We start from the raw sequence: 10,268 nt of genomic DNA, 5'->3' as shown, positions 1-10,268 counted from the left end.
TGCCTGAAAAATATTTTTGGTCGTCAAAATTATTCATGTGCGTAAGTCGTGTTATGAGATCATGAGAAAAATGGGGGGAAATCTTGGAGCTGATTTCAGCGGCGGCCGTGAAATTGAGCTTTCAGGGATCAAAGGATTCGAGAACATAATAAGAGGATATAACGCAGGCTCCATCATGCCGAATCCCTATAAGGGCTTTCTGAGAGGCTGCCACAAGGACGGACGGTTTTACATACTGTGCGCTCTTGTAGCGGTCGATGACTATGACAAGGAAAAGGCAGATTTGGCCAGATTCTTTGATTCTTTCAAGATTGAGAAATAGCAGTGGCCATTCGCCTCTTCAGAAGGCCTGGAAATCCCTATATTAGCCGGATCAGAGTAAAAAATTGGCCCTGCCAACGATTTCCCGCTTTGTTCACATCGACTCACCGCTTCCCGGAGGATTATTCTAACAACGCTTCACTCCCGGTGCCTGTGAGAATCGCCAGGCTCGTATCATGCTGCATTTCCTCGCCGGGAACATCGGTCAAGAGTTAAATACAGTACAGCCCCTGCCTTCCTCAAGAACCTGCCGCAGGCGCTGGGCTGCCCTCGTAAGAAAAATATGGGAAACAGACCCGCTTGTCTGCCGCGCCTGCGGAGGCTCGATGATAATAATCTCCTTCATCATGAAGGCAAAAACCATGATTTATCTTGAGCCGGAGCAGCACCGCGCTTGTTGAAGAGGCGCGAAGGGAAAGAATATCTCCTGCGGCCCTTATACGAAAGGCAGTCGATGGATATCTTCACAGAACATGCGCTGAATCCGGAAGTTATGAGGAAGCGCTGCGCATTGTCGGGATGGGTGCGAGCGGAGTGAAGACTGTTTCAATGAATCACGACAGGTTTATCGAAGAGGCGATAGAAGCGGAGTGGAAAAAGGAAAGAGAATGAGTATCATGGTGGACACCTCTGCCTGGTACGCTATTGTTGATAAAGATGACACAAATCACGAGAAGGCGGGAGAGTTTTTCAGAGATTCACTGAAGAATGCCGATCTTGTGATTACGGACCTTATCCTTTCAGAGTCCTGGTTCCTGATTTCCCGGGGGCTTGGCAGGGGGAAACGATTCCTGCTTCTATGGTGACGACGAGTGTCCCCGGCACAAGGTCTACCTGGATGAATATTACCTCTACAAGTATCAGGTGACCTTTGAGCAGTTCCGGAAGTTTGTCAATGCTACAGGGTTTAATGCCGATGGCGATTGGGAAAAACATGAATCCAAAGGCAAGGAGCGCCATCCTGTGCAATACGTCACCTGGGGAGATGCAGCGGCCTACTGCCGGTGGGCGGGAGGCGACCTTCCCACCGAGGCCCAGCACCGATTCGGCCTGCTCGGCGGCCTGCGATTCCTGCGCCTGCTGCGGCATCTTTAACTGCGACGAGAGCTGCTGCGGCAACAGGGGCGGCACAAGAGGGGACGGCGCTGCAGCCCCTTTTTATCGAGGCACTTCTTGACACTTTCCTCGCCGCCTGGGACCACCCCGAAAAAAGGGACCTCCACAGCCGCGTGCTCGCCCGGGACCACTACCAGTGCCAGGCCCCCGGCTGCCGCTCAAGGCGCAACCTCCATACCCATGCGCGTGAAGGTTATTCTCCCGGAACAGGGATGAGCCCGCGCTCCCATGGCTCTGAGTCGGGTGGCTCACTGTTGACCGCGGTGATATCGGAAACGAGGGCCTGCAGTGACCCGGTGCGGTGACTCATCCCTGTTTTTTGAACCTGACGGTGAACATTGTCGTCGTGCCGCCCTCCCATGAGACTTCGCCGCCGAGCTGCCCCGCGAGGCCGGTGACAAGCTCAAGGCCCAGCCCCCCGGCCCGGGCCAGGTTGAAGCCGCCGGGGAGGCCCTTCCCATCGTCGGCCACCTCGAGGATAATGAAGCCGTTGTCCTCCCTGAGGCTCACCTGCACCGTTCCCTTCCGCCCTTCGGGGAATCCATGCCTGAGGGCATTGGTGATGAGCTCGTTGACGATAAGGCCGAGGCATGAGGCATCTTTCCCGTCAAGCACGATCTCCCCGAGGGAGAGCTTCAGCTCGATGTGCCTGCTGCCATCGAAGTGCTCGCGCATGAGTGAGCGGGAGATTTTCCCGAGGTACCTGCCCAGGTGGATATCGGCGGTGTAGCCCTCGGCATAGAGCATGCCGTAGAGGTTTGAGATGGTAAGGATGCGGCTCTGGAGCTTCCTGAGCGCGTCATTGGCGGCGTGATCGACGGTCTGCGCCATTTCCAGGCTCACAAGGGAAGTGAGCATGACGAGCGTGTTTTTTACGCGGTGCTGAAGCTCTCGCATCAGCACGCTCCTCTCCTCCAGGGCCCCGCGGAGCTCCTCCTCGGCCCGCTTCCTGGTGGTGATATTTCTGGCGAGCACGACAAAGCGCCTGTCATGCGGCCCCGCCTCGCCCTTCGAGGAGATTGAGAGCTCAAACCAGAGGCGCTCTCCATGCATTTCCAGCGAATAGGTCCCCCCCTGGTGGCTTCCCTCCCTTTCAGCCTCAATGAGCCCTTCCTTGATCACCTTCACCGCGTCTTCCGGCAGCACCTCGTGGATGGGCTTCCCCAGGAACCGCTCGGGAGGAGCATAAAGCTCCTCTCTGCGGGGAGCGTGGAAATGGTGTATGACTCCCTCCCCATCAATCTCGAAGAGGAGGTCCGGCAGCGCGCGGAGCGTCGCCTCATGATTCTCGAGAGCGCTCTTCAGGCTCTCCTCGGCCTGCTTCCGCCCGGTGATATCGATCTCGACCCCGTCCCATACCAGGCGGCCGTCCGCAAGGCGCCGCGGAGCAGAGGTGAAGAGGCGCCACCGCTCTCTGCCCGATGGGAGCCTGACCTGCACTTCGGCGATCAGGGGCGACATGGTCTCCACCGCGGCCTTTTCCTTCTCGGCGACCATGAGCCGGTCTTCCTCAATCACCTGGCCGTAGATAAGGGACGGGTCCTCCATGGCCTCAGCGGCGCTTGTCTCATGAAGCTCCTTGACGCCGCCGCTCAGGTAGGTGAACCGGCGCTCCGACCCGTCGGTGCCTGAATTGATCTGGTAGATGAGGCCGCCGGGAAGATTGTCGCTGAGGGAGCGGAGCCTGGTCTCGCTCTCCCGGAGCGCCTCCCCGGCCTGCGTGCGCTCCGTGATATCGGAGATGAATCCCTGAAGGCAGGAAGGGGCGCCCCCGTCAAGCACGGCTTTTTCCGGGTCATTCCTTTCCATCGGGCATATGGCTCCTTCCAATAAGATCCGTCAAGCAGTTCTCCTCGCGCGGCGAAAAGTGACAATCAGTTCTTTTTACCGGCCTCCTGCACCCTGTCCGGAGGGCCCGGGCGATCAATTCCCTCTCCCTGCATAAGGAGCTTTCCTGAGTATTCTCCCGCCCTCGGCAAAACCCTGCGGCGCCCCTCTGTTTTGTGCTGCAGCCCTGTGGTGCGCGAGAGTCCAGGGGACATTCTCCCGGAACACGCAGAAATGATCCTCTTCGCGTGCCCGTGCTTGTCAATGAGCTCAGCCGTGGGGGTGGACCTCTTCAGGCTTCCCCCGGTTTACTGCCTGCTTTCCCCAGCAGCGCCGCCACCTCTCCCGAAGCAAGCATCCCGGGCGTTCTTCCGAGATCATCCAAGGAGCGGGAATCTGCTCCAAATTCCAGCAGGAGCCTCACCATGTCCTCTGAGTTATGTGCCGCCGCATAGTGGAGAGGGGTCATGCCTGAATGATCACCGCGTCTTGCGAGGGCGCTTTTCCTGAGAAGCTTCTCCGCGAAGACGGCGTTGTCTTTCTCCACCGCGAGTATGAGAGGGGTTTTCCCGCTGCAGTCATCGGTATTTGTGAATGCCCTGCTGTCGATCAGCATCTCTGCAACGGCCCATTGTTCACATTCTATGGCGGTCATGAGGGGGGTCCGCCCGGCACTGTCTTTTATGTTCACGTTTATTCCCCGGCCGATGAGGAATTTTACCATGCTCCCTGAGCAGTGCTCCCTGATAGCCCCGTGAAGGAGGCTTTCCTTTTTGCCGTTGAGGCAGTTGATAAAAGCCCCGCAATGAAGCAGGAGCTTCACCAGCACAATATCTCCCCTCGCTACCGCATGATGGAGAGGGGTTCCGCCCTCATGATCACCCATCTCAAGAAGGCCGGAATCCAGTCTCACACCGGTATCACGAATAGTCTGCAGCATCTGGACGCTCTGGAGCAGGTGGAGGGGGGTGGCTCCCTCGTGGTCCTGCAGGTCAAGTGTCGCCCCGCTGAGTATCAGGCCTGTCACGAGGCCGTAGCGGTTGTTCAGCACCGCGTAATGAAGAGGGGTGCGGCCCTGCTCATCGCGGGTATTGATGAACAGGCCGAGCTCGGGCAGGAGGCTCATTATCCTGTAGTCCCCCTCGGTCACGAGCTTATGGACCTTCATCATCCCCGACTCATCGTAGATATTGAGAGGGGCCTGCCTGTCTCTCAGGATTTTTTCTATGTCAGGCTTTCCTGAGAGGAATGCCTGGTCTCTCGGCGTCAGCCCCCCGCTGCTCCTGAGGCTGAGCCGTGCGCCCTTGTTGAGAAGGAGCTCCACCATGGGCCTGTCACCCCCCTCGATGGCGGCGTGAAGGGGAGTGCGCTGAAAACTGTCGCAGCCATCGACGGGGCATCCGGCCTCGATGAGCCGCTTCGCCTCGGCGATGTCCCCCTCCCGGACCGCCTCCATCAGGCGGGGGAGCATCTGGGAGAGGTTGAGCTTCTCGACGGCGGACTGGCCCCATTGCCCGATTCGCGATACCCACGTGGCCGCTGCCGCCAGGAGCCCTTCGAGTGAGGAGGGGGCGGTGCTGGATGAGGGGCGGAGCCTCAGGAGCGCCTTTTTCATGGAAGCAGCCGACTGGAAGCGCTCAAAGGGATTCAGTCTCAGGGCCCTCTGAATCACCTCTCCGAAGCCCGGCGAGATGTCGCTCCTGACTCTGTGGGCGGCCTCGAACTGAAAGGGGCTGTCCTGGGGATCGATGCCGGTGATGAGGTGGTGGAGGGTGGCTCCCAGGGAATAGATGTCGGAGCGGGCATCGCTCTGGGATTTTCCATAGGTCTCGGGGGCGGCATAGCCGGGGGTTCCCAGGGCTATTGTGTCGGCGGCCTTTCCCTCTTTGAAGAAGCGGGCGATGTCGAAGTCGATGAGCTTGAGCTCCCCTGATGCCATGACCACCAGGTTGGCAGGCTTCAGATCCCGAAATATGATGCCGTGCCCGTGGAGGAATGCAAGGGCATCACAGAGCCTGAGGGCGAGCCCGATGGCCTCGTCCTCACTGAGAAGGGAGTTTTCAAGATACTCCTCGAGGGATGACCCCTCTATATACTCCTCGATCAGGAAGAACAGACCGCCCGACACGAAGTAATCTTCAAGAGCAGGGAGCATGTGATGGGGGAACCTCGTCAGGATCTCCACTTCCCTGTAAAACTTATCCGTGGTCTCGCTGCCCGGCGCTCCTGTCTCCTGGCCGCTTTTCGTCACCTTCATCGCGAAGGTAATTCCCTGAGGGCCCTCCACGAGATAGACCCTGTTCATCCCCCCCTCTCCGAGGAACCTGAGAACCTTGTATCTGCCGTTTACGACGGTGCCGTCGGGAAGTAGCTGCGCCATAGGCTCACCTCTGTATTATCAGGCGCCTGTGCGAGGTCCCGGCGCCGGGCATCCCGCAGTGCTCTTCATTACAGGCTCTTTGTCCTGAAATCAGGGAGCCTTCGTGAAGGGAGCGTGTGCCCTCTCCTCTTTTTTACGGACCGGGAGGTGATTCCTGCTGAGGGAATATAAGTGAGAGGACTTTGCTTTTCTGTCGAATTTCTCACAATACCGGCCGCTACAGGCTTCTTGTGAGCCGCATATGCCTGAGGGAGGAGATCTCTTCACTGGATTATACCCGGCGGTGATGCTTATGCTCAAGAGCATTACAATCTGCAGCTTTCCAAATTGCTGCAGCAATAGTGTGGATAACCGGGGAAAAACGATGAGGCTCCCCCTTCGCAGCCTGCAAGCACAGGGGCTGCAAAAAAAGTATAAGAGACAGGCTATTTCTTTCCCTTCTCGAGGCGCAGGCCATCCACGATCAGGCAGTCATCATACTCCACAATCCCGCCGGAGGGCTCCCCGCCCAGGGCTTCGGCGAGCTCCCCCAGCTCGGCCATTCCCCTGCCGCGGGAGAGCGGGATCGCCCACAGGGAGGGCTATCTCTGTAAAAGGTCAACTCCCCTTCCTGCATTTTCCTGATTTTTTCTCTACCCATCCTCTCCTTACTCACCCGCTTATAAAGCGGTAAACTAAAAGTGATCCACGAGCCGGGGTTTCGGCAATTACAAAGTGATCCGCACTGACTTCCCGGATTTCCTGCATACTATGGTTGCTCATACTGTAGTGACAGGAGGAAAAGAGGTGATCAGAGTGGATCATATGAGCTTATCAGGAAAATGTATATTGTGCAAGACCTTGCCATCAGAAAGATTGCAAAAATCCTCAGTATTTCCAGGAACACCGTGAGAAAATATGTCCTCGGAGAGAATCTTCCCCAGAAAAGAGGATTTACAGAGCGCGAGAAGCCCGTCACGGGAACCATCAATGACAAGAGAGAAGAATATCTTCGCCAGGACGAAAGTGAATGGAGTAAGCACCATACGGCGTGGCGGATATTTCAGAGAGAGCGATATTGAAGGACTTGGACAGCCGGAAAATGAAGATATCTTCGGCCGGACATAGTATGCGGCACATTCATGCGGGAAGCGTGAGCGGTGCCGTTATATCAAAGCCCATCGTGCAATGAGAAAAAGGAGAGCCATATGACACACTGCAGGCCCGTTTATAAGCTTCTTGCCCTTCTCCTGGTGATCGTTATCTTTTCTGGCTGCGGCGGGAGCAGCGATTCAGGGAGTGCGGCAGTCTTCCATGGAAGCGACAGTTCCGCCACCGCATCGGTGGTTACGGGAACGGTGACCGACAGCGCCACAAAGCAGGCGCTCTCTGACGTGACGGTTACCATCGGCGCTTCCAGCGCCGTGACGGGAAGCTCGGGAGCCTACAGGGTGGAGAACCTCTCCGCCGGCTCCTACACCTTCAAGGCATCCCGCTCCGGCTACCAGGACTATAGCCGGACCCTCACGGTGACGGCGGGAGGGACGGTGACGCAGGATGCGGCCCTCACGAAGAGAAGTGCCGCCGGGAGCGGCCTCCTTCTCGGAACGGTGACCGACAGCGTGACAAAAGCACCCCTCAGCGACGTGACAGTATCAACGGGAAGGGCGGAAAGAGTCACCGACAGCACCGGCGCATACCGATTCGAAGGAACGGCGACAGGGCAGCTCTCGCTTTCGGCAAGCAAGGACGGCTATCACACCTATTCGGTGTCGGTGACCATAGGCGGCGACGAGACAAAAACGGAAAACATCGCGATGACCCCTCTTGCCTCACAGAATGGCGCCATTCTGCAGGGCACGGTCACCGACAATGACACCAGGGCTCCCATAGAGGGCGTCTCGGTGACGGCCGGCGCGGACGCGGCGACGACCGATTCCTCGGGATTCTACCGCTTCGACTCTCTCTCCGCGGGGACTTACACGGTAAGGGCGTTAAAAGACGGCTACATCGCCGGGAGCGAGGTGGTGACCCTTGCCGACAGGGATCAGCGGGACCTGGATTTCGTGATGGCTTCCAGCGAAAAAGCCTGGCTTGACGAAGGGATCACCTATCGCTGGCAGGTGGAAGCCGTGGACGAGTCCGGCAGGAAAACGGAAGGCCCCCAGTGGTCCTTCACGACAAGCCAGGCCGGCAAGCCTGTCCCTCTGGCATTGAAGGGCGGAATCTCGCGTCATGAGGCCTGGACAGTGGCATCGTCGTTCCTTCTGACCCGTGGCAGGTCAGAAAACGAGGCCGGCGTTCCCCGCGAGATCTATGATCAGTCCGGCAGGGTCCTTCTTGCATGGGGAGTCCCCCTCCAGCCCTGCGGCTACGTGGTGGTGCCCTCGGTAAAAAGCGCCCTTGTGCCTCCCGTCCTCGCCTATTCCCTCAGGAGCGCTTTCCCCTTCAAAGAAGGCCCGGAAAACGGGCTCCTTGCCCTTGTAAGGCATGATCTCGCCATACGCCTCGCATCGGCCAGGGAGGCGGCCTTTTCCACCAGGGCCCGCGGGCAGAAGAACCTGATCCTCTGGCGCCTCGCTCTGGAAGGCAAGGCGCTGCGCCGCGCCGCGGCAAGGGATGACGAGCCTGCGCACCTTATGGAGTTTACCACCTGGAGCCAGAACCCCCCTTACAATAATGACTGCCCGGAAGACGGAGGAAAGAACTCCTACGTGGGCTGCACGGCTACGGCCATGGCCCAGATTCTGAATTTCTGGGAGGTGCCCACGACCCTTACCTTCACCGCGGCCGACGACTATGTGACAAAAACAAAGAAGATAGATGTGGACGCCCTTGATGCCAGTTTCAGCCATATCAGTTACAACGGCGGGAGCCCCAGCGACGAAGTGAAGGCCGTCTTAAGCTTCGCCTGCGGCGTCCTCATGCATATGGATTACACATCCGGCGCCGAAGGCTCGGCGGCCTGGGTGTCAGATGCGGCCAAGGCGCTGGAAACGCGATGCGGGTACGGGCGCGCCCGCCTCACCGAGTTCGACGACAAGACCAGGTTCTCAACGGTGGATATTATCGAGAACATCGGCAAAAAGCGTCCCGTCATACTTGGCTCGAATGAGCCCGAATCAAGCGGCGGGGGTCACACCTACCTCTGCGACGGCTACGACTCCGAAGAGGAGAAGTTCCACCTGAACATGGGGTGGGGGGGAGGATCCGATGGCTGGTATTCCCTTCCTGACGGGATACCCGATGAGATGACGGTCGTGGGCGAGATGGTGGACCAGATATACCCCGCCGATCAGCCTCCGGGGCCGGCGGCGCCCCAGAACCCCAAGCCGGACAATGATGCAACCGACGTGGATCCTCACAGGACCTTGAGCTGGGACTCCTGCCAGAATGCTAAGAGCTACAACTGCTGGATCTGGAAGGATTCGGAGACGAAGCCTGCCGATCCCACTTTCACCGGTCTCAAGTATGCCACCTGCGGCCCCAATGACCTTATGGAAAAAGGCCGCCGCCGGTAGGCCATTATCTCTGGAAAAGGCCAACTCCCCTTCCCGAGATCGCCAGGAACGGGCAGGTCATAGAAATCGACGGCGCCCGGGTTCATGAAATCCGCATATCTGACAGGAATGTCGCCTGCCTGTATCGTTTTATTGCTGTTTCCTGCAACAGCAACAGCCGGATGGCCTGCCCTGCGCAGTTCTTCAATTACCGGCGAGCCTGTCTGTCCTGTTGCCCCGAGGATAATATTCATGGTCCGTCAGGCTCCTTTTTTTGCACTTGTGACAAGCTCTGTGGAGAGACACTTCTTCCCTTCTGACGGCTGTTCCTTCGCCCCGGCTTGAGCGGGCTGACCGGGCGGGCGAAATGGCGGGCGCACGTGAAAAAGGGGCACCCCTGCAGGTGCCCCCGGATTCCGCAGCAGGACCCATGCTATTCCTCTATGGGGACCTTCTGAGGCTCCTTTTTCTCGGGCTCTTTCTGCTCGATCTTGGGGACTTCAATGATCAGAATCCCGTCCTTGAGCGATGCCTTGATTGCCTCTCTGTTGATCTCCGAGGGAAGCTTTATGCTCCGTGAGAAGGATCCCGTGGAGATTTCCCTGTGAAAGTAGTTTTCTTTCTTCTCTTCCTTCTCGCTCCTGGTCTCGCCCTTGATGGTGAGGACATCCTCATCGACAGAGATGTCGATTTCCTCTTTCTTGAAGCCCGGCACCTCGGCATTGATGAGGAAGTGGCTCTCCCTGTCTGCCAGGTCAATGGCGGGAACCTTGAAGGCTTCCCGGGGCGACATCGTCCTGTACATCACCGGCAGAGTCTCCCTGAAGAGCCTGTCGAAGGTATCGGGCATCCTCATTGCCTCATAGCGGGGAAAATATCTGGTAAGCTCGAACATATGGCACACCTCCTTTTTTCTTTTCCATGGGTTATGATGCTTTAATATAACAAAAGATTCCAATTCTATTTTAAGAAAGTTGAGTGTGTCATTGAAGCTTCGTCATGAAAGTCAGGCCTGCCCCGTTTCAATAAGGTAAGGCGCTGAGCGGGGCCGGCACGTATGGTTTCCGGCCTTTCCGAACCCGCTTTCCGCGGAATCTACAGGTCAAGAGCCATGAAATCTTTCCCCCGCAAAAAACATTCCGCCC

The 10,268-nt window shown here is 57.8% G+C and carries 8 protein-coding genes; 5 read left to right on the top strand and 3 right to left on the bottom strand.

The window, feature by feature from the left end; genetic code table 11:
- Positions 1-70: 70 nt before the first annotated feature.
- The 3 genes from RDV48_31345 (at position 71) to RDV48_31335 (ending at position 1,416) form a co-directional block, all read left to right on the top strand.
- Positions 71-322, top strand: coding sequence for a hypothetical protein (locus RDV48_31345; GenBank protein ID MDQ7827331.1), 252 nt, complete (start codon positions 71-73; stop codon positions 320-322).
- A gap of 607 nt (positions 323-929) precedes the next feature.
- Positions 930-1,127, top strand: a complete 198-nt coding sequence (locus RDV48_31340; GenBank protein MDQ7827330.1) for a PIN domain-containing protein — start codon at positions 930-932, stop codon at positions 1,125-1,127.
- Positions 1,093-1,416, top strand: coding sequence for an SUMF1/EgtB/PvdO family nonheme iron enzyme (locus RDV48_31335; GenBank protein MDQ7827329.1), 324 nt, complete (start codon positions 1,093-1,095; stop codon positions 1,414-1,416). The genes RDV48_31340 and RDV48_31335 overlap by 35 nt, the downstream gene beginning before the upstream one ends.
- Before the next feature lie 327 nt (positions 1,417-1,743).
- On the opposite strand, the gene RDV48_31330 is transcribed toward RDV48_31335, so the two are convergent.
- A complete protein-coding gene (locus tag RDV48_31330; protein ID MDQ7827328.1) occupies positions 1,744-3,246 on the bottom strand; it encodes a histidine kinase dimerization/phosphoacceptor domain -containing protein in 1,503 nt (500 codons plus the stop codon).
- 310 nt (positions 3,247-3,556) lie between these two features.
- On the bottom strand, positions 3,557-5,644 hold the full coding sequence (locus RDV48_31325; protein ID MDQ7827327.1) for an ankyrin repeat domain-containing protein: 2,088 nt from the start codon (positions 5,642-5,644) through the stop codon (positions 3,557-3,559).
- Between the two features lie 830 nt (positions 5,645-6,474).
- On the opposite strand from RDV48_31325, the gene RDV48_31320 reads away from it, so the two are divergent.
- Positions 6,475-6,705 (top strand): hypothetical protein, encoded by a 231-nt coding sequence (locus RDV48_31320; GenBank protein ID MDQ7827326.1) that lies wholly within the window; start codon positions 6,475-6,477, stop codon positions 6,703-6,705.
- A gap of 126 nt (positions 6,706-6,831) precedes the next feature.
- Positions 6,832-9,144: a carboxypeptidase regulatory-like domain-containing protein gene (locus tag RDV48_31315; protein ID MDQ7827325.1), complete on the top strand. Its 2,313-nt coding sequence runs from the start codon at positions 6,832-6,834 to the stop codon at positions 9,142-9,144.
- A gap of 412 nt (positions 9,145-9,556) precedes the next feature.
- Here the strand turns inward: RDV48_31315 and RDV48_31310 are convergent, their stop codons facing one another.
- Positions 9,557-10,018: an Hsp20/alpha crystallin family protein gene (locus RDV48_31310; protein ID MDQ7827324.1), complete on the bottom strand. Its 462-nt coding sequence runs from the start codon at positions 10,016-10,018 to the stop codon at positions 9,557-9,559.
- Positions 10,019-10,268: the final 250 nt, after the last annotated feature.

The sequence above is a fragment of the Candidatus Eremiobacterota bacterium genome, from assembly GCA_031082125.1.
GTDB lineage: Bacteria > Vulcanimicrobiota > CADAWZ01 > CADAWZ01 > Ess09-12 > Ess09-12.
Note: the sequence above shows the minus strand (reverse complement) of the source record. Positions and strands in the feature narration are given on the sequence as shown.